This window comes from Pseudomonas congelans (genome assembly GCF_900103225.1).
GTDB classification, from domain to species: Bacteria; Pseudomonadota; Gammaproteobacteria; order Pseudomonadales; family Pseudomonadaceae; genus Aquipseudomonas; species Aquipseudomonas congelans.
The window spans coordinates 515,380-540,876 of the sequence record NZ_FNJH01000004.1 but is presented as its reverse complement, the minus strand read 5'-3'; the positions used below and the strand labels follow the sequence as shown (position 1 = coordinate 540,876).

General features: G+C 60.5%; 25 protein-coding genes. 7 read left to right on the top strand and 18 right to left on the bottom strand.

Annotation, left to right across the window (positions count from 1 at the left end; genetic code table 11):
* Positions 1-54 precede the first annotated feature (54 nt).
* Entirely contained in the window at positions 55-1,362 is a 1,308-nt protein-coding gene (locus BLR20_RS17205) for a CitMHS family transporter (protein ID WP_003313973.1), read from the bottom strand.
* A gap of 296 nt (positions 1,363-1,658) precedes the next feature.
* On the opposite strand from BLR20_RS17205, the gene BLR20_RS17200 reads away from it, so the two are divergent.
* Positions 1,659-2,060, top strand: a complete 402-nt coding sequence (locus BLR20_RS17200; protein ID WP_054993977.1) for a GFA family protein — start codon at positions 1,659-1,661, stop codon at positions 2,058-2,060.
* A 62-nt stretch (positions 2,061-2,122) separates the two neighbouring features.
* Here the strand turns inward: BLR20_RS17200 and BLR20_RS17195 are convergent, their stop codons facing one another.
* The 6 genes from BLR20_RS17195 to exbB form a co-directional block, all read right to left on the bottom strand.
* The gene (locus BLR20_RS17195) at positions 2,123-3,520 is read right to left on the bottom strand and encodes an aminoacyl-tRNA deacylase and HDOD domain-containing protein (protein ID WP_054993978.1); all 1,398 of its coding nucleotides are present in this window, start codon (positions 3,518-3,520) and stop codon (positions 2,123-2,125) included.
* Between the two features lie 86 nt (positions 3,521-3,606).
* The gene (gene recG, locus BLR20_RS17190; RefSeq protein ID WP_054993979.1) at positions 3,607-5,682 is read right to left on the bottom strand and encodes an ATP-dependent DNA helicase RecG; all 2,076 of its coding nucleotides are present in this window, start codon (positions 5,680-5,682) and stop codon (positions 3,607-3,609) included.
* 11 nt (positions 5,683-5,693) lie between these two features.
* Positions 5,694-6,617 carry a hydrogen peroxide-inducible genes activator gene (locus tag BLR20_RS17185; protein ID WP_032614425.1) on the bottom strand — a complete coding sequence of 308 codons (924 nt, stop codon included), beginning with the start codon at positions 6,615-6,617 and terminating at the stop codon, positions 5,694-5,696.
* A 92-nt stretch (positions 6,618-6,709) separates the two neighbouring features.
* Positions 6,710-7,456, bottom strand: a complete 747-nt coding sequence (locus BLR20_RS17180) for an energy transducer TonB (protein ID WP_054993980.1) — start codon at positions 7,454-7,456, stop codon at positions 6,710-6,712.
* Positions 7,453-7,878: a TonB system transport protein ExbD gene (exbD, locus tag BLR20_RS17175; RefSeq protein ID WP_010438030.1), complete on the bottom strand. Its 426-nt coding sequence runs from the start codon at positions 7,876-7,878 to the stop codon at positions 7,453-7,455. The genes BLR20_RS17180 and exbD overlap by 4 nt, the downstream gene beginning before the upstream one ends.
* A gap of 3 nt (positions 7,879-7,881) precedes the next feature.
* Positions 7,882-8,835 (bottom strand): tonB-system energizer ExbB, encoded by a 954-nt coding sequence (gene exbB, locus BLR20_RS17170; RefSeq protein WP_032614423.1) that lies wholly within the window; start codon positions 8,833-8,835, stop codon positions 7,882-7,884.
* Between the two features lie 210 nt (positions 8,836-9,045).
* Here exbB and BLR20_RS17160 point away from each other — a divergent pair, with 210 nt between their 5' ends.
* Positions 9,046-9,894: an SDR family oxidoreductase gene (locus tag BLR20_RS17160; protein ID WP_054993981.1), complete on the top strand. Its 849-nt coding sequence runs from the start codon at positions 9,046-9,048 to the stop codon at positions 9,892-9,894.
* A 52-nt stretch (positions 9,895-9,946) separates the two neighbouring features.
* On the opposite strand, the gene BLR20_RS17155 is transcribed toward BLR20_RS17160, so the two are convergent.
* The 6 genes from BLR20_RS17155 to BLR20_RS17130 all read right to left on the bottom strand — a co-directional run bounded on the left by BLR20_RS17155 (position 9,947) and on the right by BLR20_RS17130 (position 15,242).
* Positions 9,947-10,684: a hypothetical protein gene (locus BLR20_RS17155; RefSeq protein WP_010438039.1), complete on the bottom strand. Its 738-nt coding sequence runs from the start codon at positions 10,682-10,684 to the stop codon at positions 9,947-9,949.
* A 54-nt stretch (positions 10,685-10,738) separates the two neighbouring features.
* Positions 10,739-11,119, bottom strand: coding sequence for a RidA family protein (locus tag BLR20_RS17150; RefSeq protein ID WP_003367486.1), 381 nt, complete (start codon positions 11,117-11,119; stop codon positions 10,739-10,741).
* A 24-nt stretch (positions 11,120-11,143) separates the two neighbouring features.
* Positions 11,144-13,249, bottom strand: coding sequence for a bifunctional GTP diphosphokinase/guanosine-3',5'-bis pyrophosphate 3'-pyrophosphohydrolase (gene spoT, locus BLR20_RS17145; RefSeq protein ID WP_003404001.1), 2,106 nt, complete (start codon positions 13,247-13,249; stop codon positions 11,144-11,146).
* Positions 13,250-13,309: 60 nt separating this feature from the next.
* Entirely contained in the window at positions 13,310-13,573 is a 264-nt protein-coding gene (rpoZ, locus tag BLR20_RS17140) for a DNA-directed RNA polymerase subunit omega (RefSeq protein ID WP_003320174.1), read from the bottom strand.
* A 147-nt stretch (positions 13,574-13,720) separates the two neighbouring features.
* Positions 13,721-14,365, bottom strand: a complete 645-nt coding sequence (gene gmk, locus BLR20_RS17135; RefSeq protein ID WP_003344442.1) for a guanylate kinase — start codon at positions 14,363-14,365, stop codon at positions 13,721-13,723.
* A gap of 13 nt (positions 14,366-14,378) precedes the next feature.
* Complete coding sequence (locus tag BLR20_RS17130) at positions 14,379-15,242, bottom strand: YicC/YloC family endoribonuclease (RefSeq protein WP_010438047.1); 864 nt, start codon at positions 15,240-15,242, stop codon at positions 14,379-14,381.
* 312 nt (positions 15,243-15,554) lie between these two features.
* On the opposite strand from BLR20_RS17130, the gene rph reads away from it, so the two are divergent.
* On the top strand, positions 15,555-16,277 hold the full coding sequence (gene rph, locus BLR20_RS17125) for a ribonuclease PH (protein ID WP_003313989.1): 723 nt from the start codon (positions 15,555-15,557) through the stop codon (positions 16,275-16,277).
* A gap of 18 nt (positions 16,278-16,295) precedes the next feature.
* Positions 16,296-16,664: a DUF4870 domain-containing protein gene (locus BLR20_RS17120; RefSeq protein ID WP_010438052.1), complete on the top strand. Its 369-nt coding sequence runs from the start codon at positions 16,296-16,298 to the stop codon at positions 16,662-16,664.
* A gap of 69 nt (positions 16,665-16,733) precedes the next feature.
* On the opposite strand, the gene BLR20_RS17115 is transcribed toward BLR20_RS17120, so the two are convergent.
* On the bottom strand, positions 16,734-17,513 hold the full coding sequence (locus BLR20_RS17115) for an exodeoxyribonuclease III (protein WP_002551505.1): 780 nt from the start codon (positions 17,511-17,513) through the stop codon (positions 16,734-16,736).
* 82 nt (positions 17,514-17,595) lie between these two features.
* Here BLR20_RS17115 and pyrE point away from each other — a divergent pair, with 82 nt between their 5' ends.
* On the top strand, positions 17,596-18,237 hold the full coding sequence (gene pyrE / locus BLR20_RS17110) for an orotate phosphoribosyltransferase (RefSeq protein ID WP_003313993.1): 642 nt from the start codon (positions 17,596-17,598) through the stop codon (positions 18,235-18,237).
* Positions 18,238-18,247: 10 nt separating this feature from the next.
* Complete coding sequence (locus BLR20_RS17105; RefSeq protein WP_010438056.1) at positions 18,248-18,880, top strand: hypothetical protein; 633 nt, start codon at positions 18,248-18,250, stop codon at positions 18,878-18,880.
* 517 nt (positions 18,881-19,397) lie between these two features.
* Here the strand turns inward: BLR20_RS17105 and argB are convergent.
* From argB to coaBC, 4 genes are read right to left on the bottom strand one after another with little or no spacing between them, the layout of a single operon-like run.
* Entirely contained in the window at positions 19,398-20,303 is a 906-nt protein-coding gene (argB, locus tag BLR20_RS17090) for an acetylglutamate kinase (RefSeq protein WP_002551508.1), read from the bottom strand.
* Between the two features lie 28 nt (positions 20,304-20,331).
* Positions 20,332-22,917, bottom strand: a complete 2,586-nt coding sequence (locus BLR20_RS28290; protein ID WP_054993982.1) for a phosphomannomutase/phosphoglucomutase — start codon at positions 22,915-22,917, stop codon at positions 20,332-20,334.
* Positions 22,918-22,968: 51 nt separating this feature from the next.
* Complete coding sequence (dut, locus tag BLR20_RS17080) at positions 22,969-23,424, bottom strand: dUTP diphosphatase (protein WP_003313999.1); 456 nt, start codon at positions 23,422-23,424, stop codon at positions 22,969-22,971.
* A 6-nt stretch (positions 23,425-23,430) separates the two neighbouring features.
* Positions 23,431-24,639, bottom strand: a complete 1,209-nt coding sequence (coaBC, locus tag BLR20_RS17075) for a bifunctional phosphopantothenoylcysteine decarboxylase/phosphopantothenate--cysteine ligase CoaBC (protein WP_003314000.1) — start codon at positions 24,637-24,639, stop codon at positions 23,431-23,433.
* Between the two features lie 135 nt (positions 24,640-24,774).
* Here coaBC and radC point away from each other — a divergent pair, with 135 nt between their 5' ends.
* A complete protein-coding gene (gene radC, locus BLR20_RS17070; RefSeq protein WP_010426859.1) occupies positions 24,775-25,449 on the top strand; it encodes a RadC family protein in 675 nt (224 codons plus the stop codon).
* Positions 25,450-25,497 lie beyond the last annotated feature (48 nt).

Genomic DNA, 25,497 nt, shown 5'->3' with positions numbered 1-25,497 from the left:
AACTCGCCGTCAACGATCAAGTCGACGGCGAGCCTTGTGGGCCGCTAAAGAAGCTTACATGCTGCTATAGAACGGGAAGATACCCATCAGCAGCGCGGCAACCAGGATGCACATGCACACCAGAATCGCCCATTTCAGGGTGAAGCGCTGGTGGTCACCGAACTCGATACCGGCCAGAGCCACCAGCAGGTAGGTCGAAGGCACCAGCGGGCTGAGCAGGTGGACCGGCTGACCGACGATCGAGGCGCGGGCCATTTCCACCGGGCTGATGCCGTAGTGGGCAGCGGCTTCGGACAGCACTGGCAGTACGCCGTAGTAGAACGCGTCGTTGGACATGAAGAAGGTGAACGGCATGCTCACCAGCGCGGTGATCACGGCGAGGTACGGGCCCAGCGCATCCGGGATCACTGCCAGCAGGCTTTTCGACATCGCGTCGACCATGCCGGTGCCGGACAGGATGCCGGTGAAGATACCCGCAGCGAAGATCAGGCCGACCACCGCCAGCACGCTACCGGCGTGGGCCGATACGCGGTCCTTCTGGTCCTGCAGGTTCGGGTAGTTGATGATCATCGCGATACTGAACGCGATCATGAACAGGACCGGCAGTGGCAGCAGGCCCATGATCAGGGCGACCATCAGGGTCAGGGTCAGGGCAGCGTTGAACCAGATCAGCTTTGGACGGCGCGCGTCAGGAAATTGTGAGACGCTGATTTCGCTGTGGTCGACTTCATCACCCTGCAGGTGCAGTTCACCCAGACGGGCACGCTCGCGTTTGCCGTAGAAGTAGGCAATCGCCAGGATCGCAATCACACCTGCCAGCATGGCGGGGATCATCGGTACGAAGATGTCGGAGGCATCGACGTGCAGGGCACTTGCCGCACGAGCGGTCGGGCCGCCCCAAGGGGTCATGTTCATCACGCCGCCGGCCAGAATGATCAGGCCGGCCATGATGCGCGGGCTCATGCCGATGCGGCTGTACAGCGGCAGCATGGCGGCAACGCAGATCATGTAGGTGGTGGCGCCGTCACCGTCGAGGGACACCACCAGCGCCAGCACGGCGGTACCGACCGAAATGCGCATCGGGTCGCCCTTGACCATTTTCAGGATCTTGCGCACGGCTGGGTCGAACAGACCGGAGTCGATCATCAGCGCAAAGTACAGAATGGCGAACATCAGCATCACGCCGGTCGGCGCCAGCTTGGTGATACCTGCCAGCATCATCGGGCCGATCTGCGACGCGAAGCCACCGAACAGGGCGAAGATGATCGGCACCAGGATCAGGGCGATCAGCGCAGTCAGGCGCTTGCTCATGATCAGGTACATGAACGCAATAACCATGGCAAAGCCAAGGAAAGTCAGCATGGGAATACTCCAGACGTAATACGGCTACAGAACGCGAAATGAACGAATCAGCTCAGCAGATCGGTACGTGGAGTGGGGGCGCAAGGAGAGTGTGGAACGAGAAGTCAGCAAGCATCGGAATCACCATTATTGTTGTTAATTGGGCCTGAAACACCTTGGAGTCCGTTCCTGGCTAACCGGTCTTTTTGCCGGAAGTGGGCTGATGCTAATTGTCCAAGCTTTCACCGACCTTTCATTCGCCAGTTGCGGGAATTTTATTGTCAAAGGGGTTATAGGCATGCACAGGAGAGGCACGGATGAGCGAGATACACTCGGGTGGCTGCCATTGCGGCGGGCTGCGTTACCAGTTCGATGCGCCGTTGCGCGACATCGCTCATTGCCACTGTTCGATCTGCCGACGCACTTCGGGTGCGACGGTCGTGACCTGGATAAGCGTGCCGCTGGCTTCGTTCAAGTGGCTGACCGGCAGCCCTTGCACGTATGACTCCTCACCCAGTTGCGTGCGCTATTTCTGCGGCAAGTGCGGCGCTCACCTGGCGTTGTTCACGCGCAACAGCCCGGACGACATCGACGTCACCATTGCGACGCTTGACCGACCGGAGCTGGCCGCGCCCTCTCGACACATCTGGATAGAGAACCGGCTTCCCTGGCTGCGTCTTGATGAGCACCTGCCAGGGGTTGAAGGCGAGCCCTTCTGAGGTTTGAGGGGACAGTGCCTGGGCGGGAGCCGTAGGCACTATTCGCGTACTGGATCCGTAGGTTACTTGCTGAACTGCGACGCCAGTTCGCGCAGCAGCACTTCTGCCTCGAGCACTTTTTTCACCGATTCGTTGGCCTTGTCGCGAGTCAGGCCCAGGCGTTCGAACAATTCGTCCGGGATATCCTGTTCGGGACCTGAGCCAATACCGTTGGCTCGCAGCAGGCGCACCGCCAGATAGACCAGGTTGGCATAGACGTGATGCTCACCCTTGTAGTGCGGGTCGTGCTGGAAGCGCAATGCGATGGCGAGCTCATCCGGCATGTCCCAATAGCGCATCAGCCAGGCCCCGATCTGCTCGCGGCTGATGCCCAGCAGATGCTGCTCGATAAAGCTGTGGTGCAAATGCGGGTTCACTTCCAGCTGACGGCAAATCAGGGTGAAGTGCGGTGGAAACACGTGTGCCAGCAGCAGGTAACCGAAGTTGTGCAGCAAACCGGCGAGGTAGCTCAGGCCACCTTCCGGCCGGCTGGCGCGCGGAATGGCGCGGGTCAGGCCTTCGATGACGGCGGCGGTGTAAATCGATTGCTGCCAGTATGGCGTGGTCTGTTGTGGCTGATCCTTGGGCAGGCTCAGGGTTTTGCCCAGTGCGAGGCCCAGCGCCAGATTGATCACCAGATCAAAGCCCAGTACACGGACGATTGCGTCTTCGACCGAACGAATCTTGCCGGTCGACGCGTAATACGGCGAAGCGGCCCAGCTGACGACCTGAGCGGCCAGCGCAGGATCGGTTTCGACGACGCCGGTGATGTCATCGATGGTTGCATCGGGGTCGACGCGCAGTTTGATGATTTTCTGCGCAGTGCCAGCCAGCGGCGGAATCTCCAGAGTCGCTTCCAGACGCTGCTGGATGCGGCGCGCCGTGAAGGCATGCATGGCCTGGGTGATTTCTGCAGGATCGTCGTCAGGACGATCGAGGTTCGGCCGGATCGCCGCCACCGACTGACCGAAGTGCGCCGCACTGGCCTTGCTCAGCATGCCCTTGAAGTCCTCGCTGCTGATTTCCAGCAGAACACCGGGTTCACCCGAACCCACCAACAAGGTTGGCTCCTGAAGCAGGCGTTCGTCGTAAAGGCAGGGTGAGCTGGTCAGCGCCGGAAGACCTGGCAGTACGCGCAGGTTGTGCTTGGTCAGCATGCGTTCCAGTCGCTCGTGCGGCACTGCGGTCAGTTGGCGGCCGGTCAGCTCGGTGATGCGGGAGAGGTCGAGCAACTGGCTTTGCGGAAACAGGATAAGCAACGCACCGACAGCATCCTCGACCAGCACAGCCTGCACCTTGCGCGCTGGAGGGAGGTTTTTTTCGTCCACGACTTCGTTGTAGCTGATAGCCAATTTTTCAAGCAACTGCCGGATTACCGACGGCGCATGGTGCGGATCATTGACGTGAGCGACTTCTGTCATGAGCTATGTCCAAATTCCTACATTTTCTGAAGTATAACCACGTTATTCGATTTGGGTCGCACGCGGTTTACAAAGCGTAGTCTGAATCACACCTGGCCATACTGCTGGCCATGACGCAGCCACCTGTCGAGTAGCGGGCTGACGTGTTGCGGCCAGCGCTCCAGCAGGGCCTGAGCCGCGTCGCGTACGGCCGGTAGCAGGTCTGCGTCGCGCATCAGATCGGCGACCTTGAATTGCAGAAGGCCCGTTTGTCGGGTACCGAGCATTTCACCGGGGCCACGCAGTTCGAGGTCTTTTTCGGCGATGACGAAACCATCGTTGGTTTCGCGCATGATGCCCAGCCGCTGCCGTCCGATCTGTGAAAGAGGCGGATGGTAGAGCAGCACACAATGGCTCACTGCGCTGCCGCGCCCGACGCGGCCGCGCAACTGGTGCAATTGCGCCAGGCCAAGACGTTCGGGGTTCTCGATGATCATCAGGCTGGAGTTCGGCACGTCGACACCGACTTCGATGACCGTCGTTGCCACCAGCAATTGCAGCGCACCCTGCTTGAACTCGGCCATGATCGCGGCTTTTTCTGCGGGCTTCATGCGCCCGTGAATCAGCCCGACGCGCACGTCACCCAGCGCACTGCTCAATTCTTCGTAAGTGGTTTCGGCAGCCTTGCAGGTCAGCTCTTCGGATTCCTCGATCAGCGTGCATACCCAGTAAGCCTGGCGACCTTCTGCGCAGGCGGCGCGCACCCGCTCCACGACTTCCAGGCGGCGGCTGTCGGCAACCAGCACGGTATTGACCGGCGTCCGCCCGGGTGGCAGTTCGTCGAGGATCGAAGTGTCCAGGTCGGCGTAGGCACTCATGGCCAGCGTGCGCGGGATCGGTGTAGCGGTCATGATCAACTGATGCGGGCACATCAGACCGCCAACGCCCTTTTTGCGCAGCGCCAGGCGTTGCTGAACGCCGAAGCGGTGCTGCTCGTCGATGATCACCAGCGCCAGGTTCTTGAACTGCACTTCGTCCTGAAACAGCGCATGGGTGCCGACCACCATGGGTGTGCCGCTGGCGATCTGCTCCAGAGACGCGACGCGTGCCTTGCCTTTGAGCTTGCCCGCCAGCCATGCCACACCCACGCCCAAGGGCTCGAGCCAGCGCTGAAAGTTGATGTAGTGCTGCTCGGCGAGAATCTCGGTGGGCGCCATCAGCGCCACTTGATAACCCGCTTCCAGCGCTTGCAAGGCAGCCAGCGCGGCAACCACGGTCTTGCCCGAGCCCACATCGCCCTGAATCAGCCGCAGCATCGGCTCAGGCTGGCTCAGGTCATAGGCCACTTCCTTGCCGACACGCTGCTGCGCGCCGGTGGGGGCAAAGCCAAGGTTGGCGAGAAACTGTTTCGGCAGTTTTTTCGCAACGGGCAATGCCGGTGCGCGCTGTGAACGCAGGCTTTCGCGCAGGCGCTGCTGGGAAAGCTGGTGGGTCAGCAGTTCTTCGAAAGCCAGCCGGTGTTGCGCCCAGTGATGCCCGAGGGCCAGCTCCTCCACGTCGGCATCGGCTGGTGGGTGATGCAGGTAGCGGATCGCGTCATCCAGCGGGGCCAGCTGATAATCGCGGGCCAGCTCTTCAGGCAGCCAGTCCGGCAGGCTTTTGGGGCCGAGCATCGCCAGGCTCTGCTGGCACAGCTGGCGCAGACGCTGTTGGGTCAGGCCTTCGGTCGTCGGATAGATCGGCGTGAGGGTCTGTTCGACGGGCGCGGGCTCATCACCGGTAATCGCCCGATATTCCGGGTGATAAATTTCCAGTCCGGAAGCTCCGGGACGCGCTTCGCCGAAGCAACGCAGGTGCGTGCCACGCTTCATGCTTTCTTTCTGGGCATTGCTGAAGTGATAGAAGCGCAGGCTGACGACCCCGGTGCCGTCGCCCAGCCGTACCAGCAGGCTGCGACGCTTGCCCATCACCACATCGGCACCGCTGACCACGCCTTCGATAACGGCATCCTGACCAGGACGCAACGCACCGATCGGTACGATGCGCGTGCGGTCCTGATAACGCAGCGGCAGATGGAACAGCACGTCCTGCAGGGTTTCCAGCCCGACCTTGGCCAGCTTTTCTGCCATCGCTTCGCCGACACCCTTGAGCGCCGTGACCGAGACCCTGGAAAGCTCGCTCATTTCTGTTCTGCCTAGCTAGCGACTGTTTTCGGACGTGCCACCGAGCACAGACGTGCAGAGTCAGCGAGGATTTCGATGGCTTTGGGTCTCGGGAAGCTTGCACGCCAGGCGATGGCGACCGTGCGGAAAGGCACGGGCGGCGTCAGCGGGCGGACTTCGATCACGCCGGGCGCGTAGTGATGGCTGTCGACTGCCGACAGCGGCAGGATCGAAATGCCCAGCCCGGAGGCGACCATGTGCCGAATGGTTTCCAGCGAGCTGGACTCTACCGTGGTGTGCTTGGAACCTTCGTTGCCTTTGCCCAGCGTCGGGCAGGCTTCCAGGACCTGATCACGGAAGCAGTGACCTTCGCCCAGCAATAGCAGGCTCTTGTCGTTGAGCGCCGAGGCATCGATGGTCTCTTTCTGAGTCCAGGGGTGGTCGGCCGGCATCAGGACGGAAAACGGTTCGTCGTAAAGCGGCAGGGTCAGCACGTCGGCTTCGTTGAACGGCAAGGCGATGATGACGGCATCCAGCTCACCGTTGCGCAGCTTGTCGCGCAGCACATGCGTGAAGTTTTCTTCGATGTACAACGGCATCTGCGGAGCGACCCGGTGCAGTTGTGGGATCAGGTGAGGAAACAGGTAGGGGCCGACGGTATAGATCGCGCCGACTTTCAGCGGGGCAGTCAGCTGGTTCTTGCCGGCCTGGGCCAGCTCGCGGATACCCTGGGCCTGCTCCAGCACTTTCTGTGCCTGCGCAACGATGCCTTCACCGACCGGTGTCAGGCGCACAGCGCTCTTGCTGCGCTCGAAAATGAGCACACCGAGTTCGTCTTCGAGTTTTTTGACACCCACCGACAGCGTTGGCTGGCTGACATGGCAGCGTTCCGCCGCATGGCCAAAGTGCTGCTCCTGGGCGAGCGTAACGATGTAGCGCAATTCTGTAAGAGTCATAACGTGCGTCCATGAAGTTGCGACCCCAGCATAGCGGGTGCGATCGATAGACGCACGTTATCAGAAGTACTTATGGGTAACAAAAGTACAATTCAGCGTTTATCCAGTGAATAAACGAACGGTGCGAGGATTTCAATGGTGCCGTTGTTGAGGATTTCCTTGGGCGGCTTGGGCAACGGTTGAGCGCGACGGATCATTTCCATGGTCGCTCGATCCAGTGCCGGGCTGCCTGAACTGTTGGCAATCGAGTAGGAAAGCACGTTGCCGTCAGCGTCCACCACGAAGCGCAAGCGAGCAACACCCTGCATGCCGCGACGACGCGCATCTTCGGGATACTTCTTGTACTTGCCCAAGTGACTCAGCAGATCACCCTGCCAGCTTGGCAATGCATTGCTGGGTGGCGAAGGCGCAGGAGCAGGCTTGGGTGCAGCCGGTTTTTCCGGTTGCGCCGTGGTCGGCGGTGTATCGACCGGCTTTTCGTCGGCAGGCTTTTCCTTGGGCGGCTCAGGCTTCTTCTGCGGCTTTGGCGGCTGCGGTTTGGGCTTGGGCTTCTCTACCTTCTTGGGCACCACGATTTCCGGCTTCGGCGCCTGCACGACTTCCGGTACCGGTGTCGGCTCTTCCGGGGCTGGCGGCGGAGGCGGCTGAACGACCTTCGGTGGTGGTGGCGGCGCGGGCTCGGGCAGAGGCGCAAGCTCGACCATCATGGCTGCCGGTGGTAGCTCGATCGCCTGAGAGGCGGGCCAGCGAACGGCGATGATGATTGCGATGGCGTGCACGGCCAGCACCAACAACAGACTACCGCTATAGCGCGTCAGTTTTTGGCGCGTACTGATCATTTCTTACCAGCCGTCTCAAGACCTACCAGACCGACCTTCAGGTAACCCGCACCCCGAAGCGTGTTCATGACGTCCATCAGATCACCGTAATCCACGCCCTTGTCGGCCTGGAAGAAGATCGTGGTGTCTTTCTTGCCCTTGGTGCGGGCGTCCAGCACCTGACCGATCTGCTCGCGGGCAACCTTCTCTTCGCCCAGATAAAGGCTCTTGTCGGTTTTAACGCTGAGAAAGATCGGCTTCTCGGGTCTGGGCTGCGGTGTGGCGGTAGACGCTGGCAGGTCGACCTTGATGTCCACGGTCGCCAGCGGCGCAGCCACCATGAAGATGATCAGCAGCACCAGCATGACGTCGATGAACGGCGTCACGTTGATTTCATGGTTCTCGGCGAGATCGTCGCCGCCTTCGTTAAGATGCAGGCCCACGTGTTAGCCCACCTTGACCATGTGCGGTTGTTGTTGATTGCGCTCGGACGGCTCTGGCAGATGATCCAGGTCGCGGCTGACCAGCAGCAGGACGTGCGCCGAGGCATCGGACACCTGAGCCTTGTAACCGGCGATGGAGCGGGCGAATACGTTGTAAATCACTACCGCAGGGATCGCAGCGACCAGGCCCAGCGCTGTGGCCAGCAGGGCTTCGGCGATGCCGGGGGCGACCACGGCGAGGTTGGTGGTCTGGGTCTTGGCGATGCCGATGAAGCTGTTCATGATGCCCCATACCGTACCGAACAGACCCACGAACGGCGCAGTCGAACCGATGGTTGCCAGTACGCCGGTGCCCATGCTCATGTTGCGGCCACAGGCGGCGACCAGACGCTCGAGACGGAAGCTGACACGCTCCTTGATCCCTTCGCGCTCACGGCTGTTGGCCGACAGGCGCATCTCTTCGAGGGCGTCGTGCACCAGCAGGTGCGCGAGGGTGCCTTCCTTGCTGGCGGTGGCGCTTGCTTCAGTCAGGGAGCGGGCTTTTTTCAGGTTGACGATTTCACCGCGCAACCGGCGCTTGGCGCCCAGCAGTTCGAAACCCTTGGAGATCCAGATGGTCCACGTAATGATCGAGGCGATGGCCAGACCGATCATGACTGCTTTGACCACGACGTCGGCATTCTGATACATGCCCCACGGCGACAGGTCATGCGCCATGCCCAGGCTGTTGTCTTCGGCGGCGGGCTCCATGGCCTGCACGGGGGCTGCAGCGTCAGGTGCGGCAGGTGCCGTCGCTGCAGGTGCGGTGGATGTCGCAGGGGCAGCGGTCGGAGCCGATTGATCCGCGAGTGCCATGGGGACGAACATCAGGCTCAAGACAAGGGCTGCGATACTGCGCCATGCACGAGGCAGGCGAGGCATCTGGGTAGGCGAAGCGATTGATTGAATGCGTTTCATGCTGGCCGGACCTGAGAGGAAAATAGGGGAGGGTTCCAGTGCGTCGCTCGGTACTGTCGACGCCTATGGGGAACGAACGGACTGGCATTATTGCAAATCGTTCTTGTTAACAAAAGTAATACAGTATCTTTTTTTACATATTCGCCCGAACGCTTGCCTGTCGATGAGCGTTTTTAACGATACTGACACCGCCTTTTCTGGAGAGACCGAATGACTGCTCCTTCGCTTCTGATCGCCGGCTGTGGCGACATTGGTGCGCGACTCGCTACTCGCCTGCTGCCTCACGGCTGGACCGTGCATGGGCTGCGGCGCACTGTTTCCGAGCTTCCTGCCGGTGTTCACGGTGTGGCGGGCGATCTGTTCGAGACGCAAAAGCCTGCCCAATGGCCTGCTGCGGCACTGGACTATGTGGTGTATTGCGCGACCCCCTCGCAACGTGACGAAGCGGGTTACCGGATGGCTTACGTTGAGGGGCTGCGCAATGTGTTGAGCTGGCTCGAGCAGACCGGGCAGCGGCCAAAGCGCTTGATCTTCGTTTCAAGCAGCGGTGTTTACGGTCAGCAGAATGGGGAATGGGTGGATGAAACCTCCGCCACCGAGCCCACCAACTACACCGGCACCGTGATGCTGGAAGCCGAGCAGGTCGCCCTGAACAGCGGGCTGCCGGCCACGGCGGTGAGACTGACCGGTATTTACGGCCCGGGTCGCAGTGACCTGTCGAACCGGGTCCGCCAGGGGCACAGCGTGAGGATCGATCCGCCGGTCTACGCCAATCGCATTCATGCCGACGATGCGGCCGGCTTGCTGGAACACCTGCTACTGGCGGATCAGCGCGGCGTGGCGCTGGAGAGTTGCTATCTGGGCGTCGATGACGATCCGGCCGCGCTGGCCGATGTGGTGGCGTGGATACGTGAGTATCTGGGGGTGACCGAATGGTCGGAGGAGGCCAGCGTGCAGCGCGTGGGCAGCAAGCGTTGCAGCAATGCCAGGGCGCGGGCATTAGGATGGTCGCCGATTTACCCTGACTATAAAGCAGGTTATGCGGCTTTGCTGGGCTAAAATAGAGGTCGATCAGGAGCGCCGTGAAAGGCGCTCCTGATACCTGAATCGCTTATTGCTGTTCGAGCAACCAGCGACGTGGGCCTGGACGCAGCTCGGGCATCTGGTCCGCACCGGCGTTGTTCACAGCCTGGAATATCTCCAGCTGCTTGCCTTTGCGGGCGAAGATCCACGGGTTGCCTTTCTCGGCTTTCTCCAGCCACATGCTGTCGTATTCGCCGCTCATGGCTGCACAATCGCCTGCCAGGCAGAGCGCGTAACGATCGTTTTCCGGAAGCCCCTGCACACTGCCATCAGGCATGAATTGCACGGTACTGCCCTGACCATCGCCCTCGACGACCGTCCATTTGCCGCCCATGTACGCGCCATACAGGGCTTTCTCGAAGCTGCTGCCTGGCTGAGCGCCATCCGGGGCCGGATCTTCGGGTTTCTGGAAGTGCTGTTCAGGACCCGATTCGCTGGCCGCCTGGACCAGTTCGTCACCCTTGACGCTCAGGTCTTCGAAGAAGTTGCCGTAGAAGTCGATGTGCAGCTTGCCTTCCGCAGCGCTGACAATCTTGCCTTCGCCCAGCTCGAAGCCATTGGAGTAAATGGCCTGATTGGCCTTGGAGTTGATTTTCCACTCCAGATTGGGACCGTTGGCGAGCAGGGCCTGACGCAAGTTGCCTTGCTTGACGGCGGCGTCGATGGCGGTCTGGTTGATCCAGGTGCCGTCCGGATTGCGGTCGGCGTGGCTGGCGCAGCCGCCCAGAATGACGGCGAGCAGCGAGATGGCGAGCGCGGAGCGCATAACGGATTCCTTCCTTCAGGGAGAACGGAGCGCAAGGCACGCTCCGTCGGGGATTTATTCGATGACGAGAATCGCGTCCATTTCAACCTGGGCGCCACGCGGCAAGGCCGCAACGCCGATGGCTGCACGGGCCGGATAAGGCTGAGTGAAGTAGGTGCTCATGAGCTCGTTGACCTTGGCGAAGTGGCCCAGGTCGGTCAGAAAGATGTTCAGTTTGACGATGTCCTTGAAGGATCCGCCCGCCGCTTCGGCAACCGACTTCAGGTTTTCGAAAACCTGCGTGATCTGGGCTTCGATACCCTCGACCAGTTCCATGGTGCTCGGGTCCAGCGGGATCTGTCCGGACATGTAGACGGTATTGCCAGCTTTGATGGCCTGTGAATAAGGGCCAATGGCCGCAGGGGCTTTATCGCTGGTGATGACAGTCTTGGTCATGAGAACTCCTGATAGTGGGATGGCCTACGCGCGCATCCGGGTGATGCGTGTGACACCGGTCAGGGCGCGCAGTTTCTTGATCACACGAGCCAGGTGCACACGGTCGTGCACGCTGACCACCAGTTGGACCACGCTGATGCGACCATCGCGTTCGTCCATGCTGATTTTTTCGATATTGCCGTCCGCCGCATTGACGCTGCTGGCCAGCAGCGCGATCAGGCCGCGCTGATGCTCGAGTTCGACACGCAGCTCGACGTTGAATTCGCCCGTCACGTCCTTGGCCCAGGACAGCTGGATGCATTTTTCCGGGTTGTGGCGGATTTCGCTGATGTTGCGGCAGTTGTCGAGGTGCACAACCATGCCCTTGCCTGCAGACAGGTGGCCGACAATCGGGTCGCCCGGAATTGGCGTACAGCATTTCGCGTAGCTGAGCACCAGACCTTCGGTGCCACGAATCGCCAGCGGACCTTCCGGGCTCGGCAACTGATCGCCTTCGCCCAGCAGGCGGCGGGCAACGACATAAGCCATGCGATTACCCAGGCCGATGTCTTCGAGCAGGTCTTCCAGCACTTCAACCCGGTATTCGTTGAGCACCAGTTGAATGCGTTCCTGGCCGATCTTGTCGAGGCTGCATTCAAAGCCGTTGAGGACCTTGTTCAGCAGGCGCTCGCCCAGATTGATCGACTCGGAGCGGCGTTGCAGTTTGAGCGCGTGACGAATGTGCGTGCGCGCCTTGCCGGTGACGACGAAGTTCAGCCAGGCCGGATTCGGACGTGCGCCGGGAGCGCTGACAATCTCGACGGTCGAGCCGCTCTGCAGCGGTTCGGAGAGTGGTGCCAGTCGGCGGTTGATCCGGCAGGCAATGCAGCTGTTGCCGACATCGGTGTGCACCGCGTAGGCGAAATCCACCGCTGTGGAGCCTTTGGGCAGCTCCATGATTCGGCCTTTGGGCGTGAAGACGTAGACCTCGTCCGGGAACAGGTCGATCTTGACGCTTTCGATGAACTCCAGAGAGTTGCCGGCACGCTGCTGCATTTCCAGCACGCCCTTGACCCACTGTCGGGCTCGGGCGTGAGTGCCCTTGGGCTGCTCGTCATCACTGGATTTGTACAGCCAGTGTGCCGCGATGCCGTTGTTGGCCATTTCTTCCATTTCGCGGGTGCGAATCTGGATCTCGATAGGCACGCCGTGCATGCCGAACAAGGTCGTATGCAGAGACTGATAGCCGTTGGCCTTGGGGATCGCGATGTAATCCTTGAAGCGACCGGGCAGCGGCTTGTACAAATTATGTACAGCGCCGAGCACGCGATAGCAGGTGTCGACCTTGTCGACGATGATTCGGAACGCGTAGACATCCATGATTTCGTTGAAGGCGCGACGCTTGCCGCGCATCTTCTTGTAGATGCCATACAAATGCTTCTGCCGCCCACTGACGTCGCCTTCGATACCATCGACGGCCAAGCAATGACTCAGGGACTCTTCGATCTTGTTGACCAGTTCCTTGCGATTGCCCCTGGCGCGCTTGACCGCCTGGTTGATTCGCGAGGAGCGCATCGGGTACATCGCCTTGAAGCCCAGGTCTTCGAATTCGATGCGCACACTGTGCATGCCCAGCCGATTGGCGATGGGGGCATAGATTTCGAGGGTTTCCTTGGCGATGCGCCGACGCTTTTCGCCGGACAGGACTTCTAGCGTGCGCATGTTGTGCAGGCGATCGGCGAGCTTGACCAGGATGACGCGAATGTCGCGCGCCATGGCCATGGCCATTTTCTGGAAGTTTTCCGCCTGGGCTTCGGCCTTGGTCTCGAAGTTCATCTGGGTCAGTTTGCTGACCCCGTCGACCAGTTCCGCGACGGTCTCGCCAAACTGAGCGCTGAGCGCTTCCTTGGCAATCCCGGTGTCTTCGATAACGTCATGCAGCATCGCAGCCATCAGGCTCTGATGGTCCATGTGCATGTCGGCAAGAATATTCGCCACCGCAAGAGGATGAGTGACGTAGGCTTCACCACTGCGACGGCGCTGGCCATCGTGGGCTTGTTCGGCGTAGAAATACGCTCGGCGGACCAGATTGACCTGGTCCTTGCCGAGGTAGGCCGACAGTCTGTCGGCGAGGGCGTCTATGCTCGGCAAGGCGCTACCCCTTGCCAATGGCTTTTACCCTGCGCCGTACTACGTCGACCTGGCATAGGCTTAGACGGCCTCGTTGGACTCGTCCTCGAACGCTGCGAACAATGGTTCATCTTCAACGATTTCAGCTTCTGCGATTACAGAGTAATCCATCACGCCAGCCGCGATTTCACGCAGGGCCATAACGGTAGGCTTGTCGTTTTCCCAGGCCAGCTTTGGTTCTTTGCCGCCGGTTGCCAGTTGACGGGCACGCTTGGTAGAGAGCATGACCAGCTCAAAGCGGTTATCCACGTGTTCTAGGCAGTCTTCAACGGTTACGCGGGCCATGGGTATTCCTCGTAGCAAATGCGGATGCGCGATGCCCTGATGGGCGAGCGGACTCGGTAGTTTACAAGCGGACAGCACCAGTCATCAAGCGGCATGCCACCAACGGCATGCTTTTAACCTGTTGCCTGATGCCTGGAAACGGTTCGATCAAGCCAGCAACTCCTGAAAAAGCTCGCTGTATTGCTCTTGCTGATGCTGTTGAGTCAGGCGATTGGCGCGGAAAATCGCCTTGAGGTCTTCCAGCGCACCGGCGAAATCGTCATTGACCACCACGTACTCGTACTCGTTGTAGTGGCTCATTTCGCTGACCGCTTCACGCATCCGGGCTTCGATGATCTCGTCGCTGTCCTGGCCGCGATTTGTCAGGCGCTGGCGCAAGGCCTGCTGGGTCGGCGGCAAAATGAAGATGGAGCGGGCCTGCGGCATCTGCGCGCGCACTTGACGAGCTCCCTGCCAGTCGATTTCCAGAATCAGGTCGTGGCCTTCGTCCAGCGTCTGCTGCAGGTGGCTCTGCGACGTGCCGTACAGATTGCCGAAGACCTCGGCCTGCTCGAGAAAGTCGCCGTGCTCGATCATGCTCAGGAACGTGGCACGATCGACGAAGTTGTAGTTCACGCCGTCCACCTCGCCGGGACGCATGGCGCGCGTGGTGTGCGAAACAGAGACGCGAATCTTTGCCTGCGCGCCGTGCTGAGGCTCTTGCTGAGCGTCCATCAACGCCTTGACCAGGCTGGTCTTGCCCGCGCCGGACGGAGCGGAAATGATGTACAGGGTGCCAGTGATATGGGTCATGTCAGGTTCAGCCTTACTCAATATTCTGCACTTGCTCACGCATTTGCTCGATCAACACTTTGAGGTTGACGGCAGCCTGCGTGCTGCGTGGGTCGAAGGCCTTGGAGCCCAGTGTATTCGCTTCGCGGTTAAGCTCTTGCATCAGGAAATCAAGGCGGCGTCCTGCCTGGCCGCCAGCCTTGAGTACGCGACGCACTTCGGTGACGTGTGTGCTGAGGCGGTCCAGTTCTTCGGCGACATCGCTTTTCTGTGCCAGCAGGACCATTTCCTGTTCCAGACGCTGGGGGTCTAGTTCGGCTTTCATGTCGGCAAAGCGATCCAGCACCTTCTGACGCTGGGCTGCGAGCATCTGCGGCACCAGTGTGCGCAAGGTGGCGACTTCTTCGACGATGGAGGACAAGCGTTCGTCGAGCAGCCGGGCCAGGTCTGCGCCTTCGCGCCCACGCCCGCTTTTCAATTCGGTCAGCGCATCATTGAACAGCTTCAGGGCCTCGCTGTTCAATACCTGCGGATCGCTGGCATCGGCGACCAGCACGCCCGGCCATGCCAGCACCTCGAGCGGGTTCAATGCAGCAGGCTGTTTGATCAAGCCGGCAACCGACTCGGCTGCGGCGATCAATTGGCCTGCGCGTTCAAGATCCACCTGCAGCGGCTTGCCGGCGGTTTCCTCGACAAAGCGCAGTGTGCATTCGACCTTGCCGCGCGACAGGCCCTGCCGCAGCGCTTCGCGAATCGCGCCTTCCAGGTCGCGGAACGACTCCGGCAGGCGCAGGTGCGGCTCGAGATAGCGGTGGTTGACCGAGCGCAGTTCCCAGCTCAGTGTGCCCTGGGCACCGGCCCGCTCTACTCGGGCAAAGGCAGTCATGCTGTGCACCATGGGAAATACCTCTTGGTTCGCTTTCAAAGCGTGGTTCGGTTCATGAGCGCGCAGAAGTGGCGGTCATGGGCGTCGTGAAAGCCGGCTGGCTGCAGAGGCGCAGGATTGTAGCGCAGTGCGGCGCAGGCTCCCAATCCGACAGTGTGACAAGTGACGCAAGGCGTTGTTTTACCCGGCATCGGCGCGTCGAAAGCCTTGATCCAGGGCCTTCTGTTTGCGCTGGATCGGCATTGACGGCTTTTAGAGATGCCCAGCGGCAGCTGTGGCCTCTATAATGCCCAGCAGTTTTCCGTCTCAGTACAGGTATCCCAGATGAAACGTCCAAGTGGTCGCGCCGCCGATCAGCTCCGCTCGATCCGCATCACCCGCAACTACACCAAACACGCCGAGGGTTCTGTACTGGTCGAGTTTGGTGATACCAAGGTGATTTGCACCGTCAGCGTCGAAAACGGCGTACCACGCTTTCTCAAGGGGCAGGGCCAGGGTTGGCTGACTGCCGAATATGGCATGCTGCCACGCGCCACTGGCGAGCGTAACCAGCGCGAAGCCAGCCGCGGCAAGCAGGGTGGTCGCACACTCGAAATCCAGCGCCTGATCGGTCGTTCGCTGCGCGCTGCGCTGGACATGTCCAAGCTGGGTGACGTCACCCTGTACGTCGATTGCGATGTCATTCAGGCTGACGGTGGTACTCGTACAGCTTCTATTACCGGTGCGATGGTTGCTCTGGCAGATGCGCTGAAGGTGATCAAGAAGCGCGGCGGCCTGAAAGGCGGCGACCCGCTCAAGCAGATGATCGCGGCCGTTTCGGTCGGCATGTATCAGGGTGAGCCGGTGCTCGACCTGGACTACCTCGAAGACTCGGCTGCTGAAACCGACCTGAACGTGGTCATGACCAGTGCAGGCGGTTTCATTGAAGTTCAGGGTACCGCTGAAGGCGCGCCATTCCAGCCTGAAGAGCTGAACGCGATGCTCGCGCTGGCGCAAAAGGGTATGACCGAGTTGTTTGAATTGCAGCGTGCCGCGCTGGCCGATTGATATAAAGGAGCACTAATGATGAATGACAGTCTGCAGCCCTTGTACAAGCCCAGCAGGGAAGTCTGCCAATGGGCGATGTTCTGTCATTTGTCTGCCCTCATCGGGCTGGTATTTCCCTTCGGTAATCTGCTTGCGCCACTGATTTTCTGGCAAATGAAAAGAGAGTCGGACCCGTTTATCGACTCGCAAGGCAAGGAAGCGCTGAATTTTCAGATTACCGCTGCGATTGCAGGCCTGGTCTGCATAATGTTGATGTTCGTGGTCATCGGCATCGCTCTGTTCATGCTGGTATGCCTGGGCGCGTTCATACTCACGGTTATTGCCGGAGTGAAGGCCAACAACGGGCTGAATTATCGCTATCCGTTCACGTTGCGTTTTATTAAGTAACGCCACACGCGAGCAACGCAAAAAGCCGACTTCGATGTCGGCTTTTTCGTGTTCGCTGTCTGTCTGGTATCAGATAGTCAGGGTCCAGTCGTAATCCACGATCAGCGGTGCGTGCTGCGAGAAGCGCGGCTGGCGTGGCAGACGGGCACTGCGCACGAAGCGGCGCAGGCCTGGCGTCAGGATCTGATAGTCGAAGCGCCAACCCAGATTCAGCATCTCGGCCTGCTCGTTGTCCGGCCACCAGCTGTACTGGTCACCTTCACGGCTGACTTCACGCAGGGCATCGACGTAGCCCATGGTGCCGACGATCTCGTCCATCCAGGCGCGTTCGGGCGCGAGGAAGCCGGGCGACTGCTGGCTGTCGCGCCAGTTCTTGATATCGAGCTTCTGCTGCGCCACATAGAGCGATCCGCAGTAGATGTATTCGCGACGCTTGCGGCGCTGCTTGTCCATGTACTTGCCGAAATCGTCCATGAGCTTGAATTTCTGATTCAGGTCTTCATCACCATTCATCCCCGACGGAAAGAGCAGGGTAGCGATACTGACCTTGTCGAAATCTGCTTGCAGGTAGCGCCCGTAGCGGTCGGCCGTCTCGAAGCCGAGGCCGCTGATTACCGCCTTCGGCTGCAACCGCGAATACAGCGCCACACCACCCTGAGCGGGAACCTCGGCTTCGCAGGCATAGAGGAAGTAACCATCCAGCTGAAAGGCTGGATCGTCCAGTTCAAAGGTGGAGGCGCGGGTGTCCTGTAAGCAGATGACGTCGGCATTCTGAGCTTGCAGCCAGCTGAGCAAACCACGCTCGACCGCAGCCTGAATGCCATTTACGTTCACACTGATGATCCGCATAAATGGCCCCAAAAATCACGTGCGTGTATGATACCCGAGCTCTACCTAATTAGCTAAATCCGTGGTATTCGGAGCTTTTTTCATGCAGGCGTATCAACGCGATTTCATTCGTTTTGCCATCGATCGCGGTGTTCTGCGCTTCGGTGAGTTCACTCTCAAGTCCGGGCGCACCAGCCCGTACTTCTTCAATGCGGGGTTGTTCAACACCGGTTCCGCACTGGCGCAACTGGGGCGTTTCTACGCAGCAGCCGTGGTTGAAAGCGGTATTGCCTTCGACGTTCTGTTCGGTCCGGCCTACAAGGGCATTCCGCTCGCATCGGCCACTGCCGTGGCGCTGGCCGAGCATCATGACCGTGATCTGCCATGGTGTTTCAACCGCAAGGAAGCCAAGGCGCATGGCGAGGGCGGCAGCCTGGTGGGCTCCCCGCTGGCAGGTAATGTGCTGATTATCGACGACGTGATCACTGCAGGCACTGCGATCCGTGAGGTCATGCAGATCATCAAGGACCAGAACGCGACAGCTGCCGGCGTTCTGATCGCGCTCAATCGTCAGGAGCGTGGCAATGGCGAGCTGTCGGCGATTCAGGAAGTCGAGCGTGACTTCGGGATTCCGGTGGTGAGTATCGTGTCGCTGAATCAGGTGCTCGAGTTCCTGGCCGACGATCCGCAGCTCAAGCAGCATCTGCCTGCTGTCGAAGCCTATCGCGCGCAATTCGGAATCTGAGGACGTGCCTATGGCAGTCGGCGGCAAGGCATGGGTTTCGGTTTCAGGCTCGCTGAGGGTTTTGCGGGGCTGGATTGCTGTGGTCATGCTTGCGCCCATGCTCGCTCAGGCGGCCGACGCGCCTGAACCCCGTCTTTATCGCTATGTCGACAGCCGCGGGGTGACAGTGATCGACACGCAGGGCGTGCCGCCGGACTATGTTGGCAAAGGCTACGAAGTGCTCAACAGTCGTGGCAGGGTGGTTCAGGTTGTACCACCTGCGCCTACGGCTGAGCAGATTCGTCAGTCCGAGGCAGACAAGCGCCAGGCCGCCGCCGATGCACAGTTGCTGAGCCTGTACAGCAGTGTCGCGGAGGTGGACCGCATGAAGGCCCGCAAGCTTGGCGAACTGGATGCGCTGGTTGGCGTTGCCCAGGGTAACATTCAGGGGCTGGCGGCCCAGCAGCGCAGTCTGCAAGGCCAGGCCGCCGATCTTGAGCGGGCAGGGCGTCCTGTTCAGCAGGCACTTGTCGAGCAACTGAACGACTTGCGCGATCAGCAGCAGAAACTGCAAGCCGATATCGCCGGGTATCAGGCCGCACGCGTAAAGGCCGAAGCAGACTTCGCCGTCGATCGCGCACGCGTCCAGCGGCTGACTCAATGACCGGACGCAAAGCGTCCAGAAGTGCGTGTCCACGCGTAGCATGGGCACGATAGTGTTCTCCCGGGTACGTTACGCTCGCGATCCCCCAGACACCTATCGTTTCTCACGCTCCAGCGTGGGAATGCATTTCGTGACGCTCCGCGTCACAAATCTGCGCCGCGCCACACATTCAGGATAGGACGCAGAGCGTCCAGAACGGCATACCCACGCGGAGCATGGGCACGATAGCGTTCTCCCAGGCACGTTACGCTCCGTGATCCCTCGGATACCTATCGTTCCTCACGCTCCAGCGTGGGAATGCATTTCGTGACGCTCCGCGTCACAAATCTGCGCCGCGCTACACATTCAGGATAGGACGCAGAGCGTCCAGAAGTGCGTGTCCACGCGGAGCATGGGCACGATAGTTAAGCGCTCGTTCCGCGCGCTCGATGTGGGTACGGATAGCGTTCTCAGTCATCAGCCAACAAAAAGGCCCCGTGAGTATCAGTTCACGGGGCCTTTGGGTGTTACGCCTGAATCAGTGCCGCTTGCGGTTGGTGATCTGGGTGCCGACACCGCTGTCGGTGAAGATCTCCAGCAGGACCGCGTTGGGCACTCGACCGTCGATGATGTGCGAGCTGTTGACCCCGCCCTGAACCGCTTCCAGCGCGCAACGAATCTTCGGCAGCATGCCACCGTAGATGGTGCCGTCGGCGATCAGGCCGTCGACCTGCTCGGTGGTCAGGCCGGTCAGGACTTCGCCCTGCTTGTTCATCAGGCCGGCGATGTTGGTCAGCAGAATCAGCTTCTCGGCCTTGAGGGCTTCGGCAACCTTGCCTGCGACCAGGTCGGCGTTGATGTTGTAGGACTCGCCGTCAGGGCCCACACCGATAGGCGCGATGACCGGAATGAAATCCCCTTTGACCAGCATGTTGAGCAGTCCGGTGTTGACCCCGACCACCTCACCGACCTGACCGATGTCGATGATTTCGGGCTTGGTCATTTCCGGCGTCTGGCGCGTGACGGTGAGCTTCTTCGCACGAATCAGCTCAGCGTCCTTGCCGGTCAGGCCGATCGCGCTGCCGCCATGACGGTTGATCAGGTTGACGATGTCCTTGTTGACCTGGCCGCCCAGTACCATCTCCACGACATCCATGGTTTGCGCGTCGGTAACGCGCATGCCGTCGATGAAGTGGCTCTCGATGGACAGGCGCTTGAGCAGATCACCGATCTGCGGCCCGCCGCCGTGAACCACCACCGGGTTGATGCCCACTGCTTTCATCAACACGATGTCGCGCGCAAAGCCGGTTTTCAGCTCTTCGCTCTCCATGGCGTTGCCGCCGTACTTGATAACCAGCGTCTTGCCGACAAAGCGGCGAATGTAAGGCAGCGCTTCGGAAAGGACCTTGGCTACATTAGAGGCGGCATCGCGTTCGAGGGTCATTCAGGGCTCCAGTCAAAAGGAAAAACAATCAAAATGGCAGGTCGAGGTCCGGCGCAACTTTCTTGAGTTCTGCGTGGAAAACGTCCTTGATACGCTGCAACTCGGCCTCGGTTTCGGCTTCGAAGCGCAGCACCAGTACCGGCGTGGTATTGGAAGCGCGAACCAGACCCCAGCCCTTCGGATAGTCCACACGGACACCGTCGATGGTGGTCAGTTTGGCGTCGCCCCACTGCGCATCCGTTTCAAGGGCCTTGATGATGCTGAACTTGGTGACATCCGTCACCTTGATGTTGATTTCAGGCGTCGAAATATCGTTCGGGAAGGTCTCGAACAGGTCTTCGGCGTTGGCCGACTCCTGGCTGAGGATCTCCAGCAGACGTGCTGCGCTGTAGATACCGTCGTCGAAACCGAACCAGCGTTCCTTGAAGAAGATGTGGCCGCTCATTTCGCCTGCCAGCAGCGCACCGCTTTTCTTCATTTCTTTCTTGATCAGCGAGTGACCGGTTTTCCACATCACCGGACGACCGCCATGTTCGCTGATCAGCGGAGTCAGGCGGCGTGTGCATTTGACGTCGAAAATGATGTCTGCACCGGGATTGCGCTTGAGCACGTCCAGCGCGAACAGCATCAACAGGCGGTCCGGGTACACCACATTGCCTGCGTTGGTCACGACACCGACACGGTCGCCGTCACCGTCGAAGGCCAGACCCAGGTCGGCGCCGGTTTCCTTGACCTTGGCGATCAGGTCCTGCAGGTTTTCCAGCTTGCCCGGATCCGGGTGGTGGTTGGGGAAGTTGCCGTCCACTTCCGCGAACAGGGAAATCACTTCGCAGCCCAGCGCTTCGATCAGTTGCGGGGCGATCACGCCTGCCGCGCCATTGCCGCAGTCGACCACGACCTTCAGTTTGCGCGCCATGACGATGTCGTTCTTGATCTGCTGGAAGTAGCGATCAAGGATGTCGACCTTGGTGATGCTGCCTTTCTGCGACGTCAGGTTGTTGGTCTTGATGCGCTCGTGCAGCGCCTGGATCTGCTCGTTGGCGAGGGTATCGCCCGCGATGACGATCTTGAAGCCGTTGTAGTCCTTGGGGTTGTGGCTGCCGGTGAGCATGACACCGGTCTTGCCTGCCAGCACGTTGGCCGCGTAATACAGCGCAGGCGTTGGCACCAGGCCCACATCGCTGACATGACAGCCACTATCGTGCAGACCTTGAATCAGTTGCTGTACCAGTTCAGGACCGGAGAGGCGACCGTCGCGGCCAACGCTGACGTTGGGTTCGTTCTGCGCCAGGCTTTCGGAGCCAATGGCGCGGCCGATCCAGTAAGCCGTTTCAGCGTTGAGGGTGTCCCCGACCACGCCACGAATGTCGTAGGCGCGAAAAATAGTCTCGGGAAGGTTGGGTGCCACGGATGCTGGGCTGTTCATAGAGAGGTTATGCTCCGATCTCAGGAAGTCCTGGTTTTCGTCGAGAAGGTCGATATCAAGGATATCGGTATCTTGAAACAGCGGATCGGTCCAGTCGGTGCGTGATGCGGCCACGGTGGACGAAGCACTGCCTTTGGCAATATCTGCATCGCGCTGCTCGCCCGCAGCCAGGACAGACGCTGCCTGAGGCTGACTACGAAGCGAGACACGAGCAAGGGCCTGAGCCAGACCACTAAGTGCCGGGAGGCTCAAACCGAAGGGTTTGACGGCTTTTCCACGCGAGAGTTCTTGGAGCAGCTGATCCAGTTGCCGCGCGTCGGCGCAAATACGCTTCTGCAGGGCCCGTTCATTACGGTGCAAGCCAAGCAGCACGCCCGCTGCAGCGATAATCAGTGCCAGCAGCAGAAGCATCATGGACGGCGAGGTTTTCAGCCCGGGACCAGGCGTGAACTCGAGTTTCCAGCCCGGATAACCGGTATCGAAGGCCTGGGGCTTGCCTTCATCGGCCTGACCGCGCTGCAGGAAAACCTGAGCGGGTCCGCTGCCGAACTGCTGGCTGAGCACCACTTGCCCGGCATCGGCAGGCAGCGCCGGCAAGGCGTTGAGCAAGCGCTGCAGGTCAAAGGCCAGCAGCAACGTCCCCACCACCGGCTGAGTGGCAGCGGCACGCACAGGCGCGGCGCTGTAGATCAGCCAGCGCTCGCCTACCTTGCGCGCCTCCGGGGCGACGGCCTCACCTTGTGCGGCCTTGTTGAGCATGTCCAGGGTGGCGAAACTGACGGGCAGTGCGCCTTGCGTATCCACATCGGCCAGCCCCTTGGGGTAAAGCCGAGCGCCGGAGAGGCCGTCCCACTTGGTGAATCGATCCTGAGCGGCTGGCAGGGCAGAGGCATCGTTGCTCTGCAGCGTCTGGACAAGTGCTGCACTGGAGGCTGCCGACTGGGTGTCGGCGTTGATCTGACGCAGCGCCAGACCCACCGCTGCCGCCTGGCTGCCGCCCCAGGCCTGGACAAGCGGGTCTTGTTGCCGGGGGCCGGTGATCAGAGCGATCCAGACCAGTGCTGCAGCGATAAGCAAGCCGATGGCGGCAGGCACCAGGCCAGGGGCAAGGCCTTTGAGGCTCGCAGCCGGAGGCGAGTTATCGGTGGGTACGGCGTGCTGTAAAGCGCTGTGTTGATTACCTTTCACCGACCTCTCCCTGAGCCTTGCCCCGAACCCGGATTATGTGCCGAATGGCGATCAATGGCTGCCGGAATGACCGAAGCCGCCAGCGCCACGCTGACTTTCGTCGAACGTTTCAACCAGCTCGAAGTGCGCCTGTACGACCGGCACCAGTACCAGTTGGGCGATGCGCTCGCCGACTGCGATGTTGAAAGCAGTCTGGCCGCGATTCCAGCAGGAGACCATCAGTTCGCCCTGATAATCCGAGTCGATCAGGCCCACCAGATTGCCCAGCACGATGCCGTGTTTGTGGCCCAGACCGGAGCGCGGCAGGATCAGCGCGGCAAGGCCCGGATCGCCAATGTAAATCGACAGGCCTGTAGGGATCAGCAGGGTCTGGCCGGGCTCGAGGAGCGTGTCCTCCTTGAGCATGGCACGCAGGTCCAGGCCAGCCGAGCCGACAGTGGCGTAGGCCGGCAGCGGGAATTCGTTGCCAATGCGAGGGTCGAGGATCTTGGCTTGTAGAGCGTGCATTCGTAGTTAAACCTGATTCATGCGGTCGGCGATAAAAGTGACCAGCTGGCGAGCGATCTTGGCCTTGCTGGTCTGAGCGAAAAGCGTTGCGTGCAACGCCCGGTCAATCACGCTGCAGGCGTTTTCCTCACTGTTGAAGCCGATGCTCGGGTTAGCGACATCGTTGGCGACAATCAGGTCGAGGTTCTTGTCCTTGAGCTTGCGGGCAGCGTAGTCGAGCAGGTGTTCGGTCTCGGCGGCAAAGCCGACACTGAAGGGGCGATCCGGGCGGGTTGCGATGGTCGCCAGAATATCCGGATTGCGCACCATCTGCAGCAGCAAGCCGTCACCGTTCGAAGGATCTTTCTTCAATTTGTGCGGGGCAACGACTTCCGGGCGGTAGTCGGCCACTGCGGCAGAGGCGATGAACAGGTCGCAGGGGATGGCTGCCTCGCACGCCGCCAACATGTCGCGGGCGCTGACCACGTCGATGCGCGAGACGCGATCAGGCGTAGGCAGGTTGACCGGCCCGGTGATCAGTGTGACGCGGGCGCCGGCCTCTACAGCCGCTTCGGCCAGGGCAAAGCCCATTTTTCCGGAGCTGTGGTTGGTGATGTAGCGCACCGGATCGATGTTTTCCTGGGTCGGGCCTGCGGTGATCAGCACATGCTTGCCGGTCAGGGTCAGGCGCTGGAAGCAGTCGGCCGCGCACTGGGCCAGGTCGTCGGCCTCCAGCATGCGTCCGAAGCCGACATCGCCACACGCCTGACTGCCGGACGCCGGCCCGAACACGCGAAAGTCGCGTTCTTCGAGCAGGCGGGTATTGGCCTGCACCGAGGCGTCACGCCACATCGCCTGGTTCATCGCCGGGGCAATGGCGACAGTCGCGTCGGTAGCCAGCACGATGGTGGTCAGCAGGTCGTTGGCGATGCCTTGCGCCAGGCGCGCGATGAGGTCGGCGGTGGCCGGTGCGATGAGGATCAGATCGGCCCACTTGGCCAGTTCGATATGGCCCATCGCGGCCTCGGCGGCCGGGTCGAGAAGGTCCAGGTGCACAGGGTGCCCGGACAGGGCCTGCATGGTCAGAGGGGTGATGAACTCTGCTCCGCCCCGGGTCATGACCACACGCACTTCAGCGCCCTGATCGCGCAGGCGGCGGACCAGCTCAGCGCTCTTGTAGGCCGCGATGCCGCCGCCGACGCCAAGAACGATGCGTTTTCGATACAGCCGCTGCATAGACCTGCCTTTTTGGTCGAGTGAACACACGACGGCCATGACGCCTCCCCAGGCCAGATCGTCGTGCAAAAAAGATGGGCTAAGATAGCACAGCGACCGCACCGGAACAGCGGTGCCCAATCACATGGAGGTGCTATGAGTATTCGCAGTTGGCCCGCGGCTGAACGCCCCCGGGAACGCTTGTTGGAGTTGGGGGCGGCGAGCCTTTCCGACGCCGAGTTGCTGGCTATCTTTTTACGCACCGGCGTGGCCGGAAAAAGCGCTGTAGACCTTGCGCGTCATCTGTTGAATCAATTTGACGGGCTCAGACCGTTACTGGATGCGGATCTGACAGTATTCACCTCGCAGCTGGGGCTCGGGCCCGCCAAGTTCGCTCAGTTGCAGGCGGTCATGGAAATGGCGCGTCGGCACATGGCCGAGTCCTTGCGTCGGGAATCAGCGCTGGAAAACCCGACCCAGGTTCGCAGCTATCTCAAGGCCCTGCTGCGGCATGAGCCGCACGAAGTTTTCGGCTGCCTGTTTCTCGATAACAAACACCGGGTCATGACCTTCGAGATCTTGTTTCGCGGGACGATCAACGCGTCCTACGTGCACCCGCGTCAGGTGGTGAAACGAGCGATGGCGCACAACGCTGCCAGCCTGATCCTCTGCCACAACCATCCTTCCGGTATCACCACGCCCAGCCGTTCCGACATCGACCTGACCAAGCGCCTCAAGGAGGCACTGATGCTGGTGGATGTTCATGTGCTTGACCACGTGATCGTGGGAGACGGCGAGCCACTTTCGATGGTGGAGCGCGGCTTGATGTAGGGAGTTTTGCGAAGAGCTGACGCAGAGCGATGGGCACGATAGGGCGGC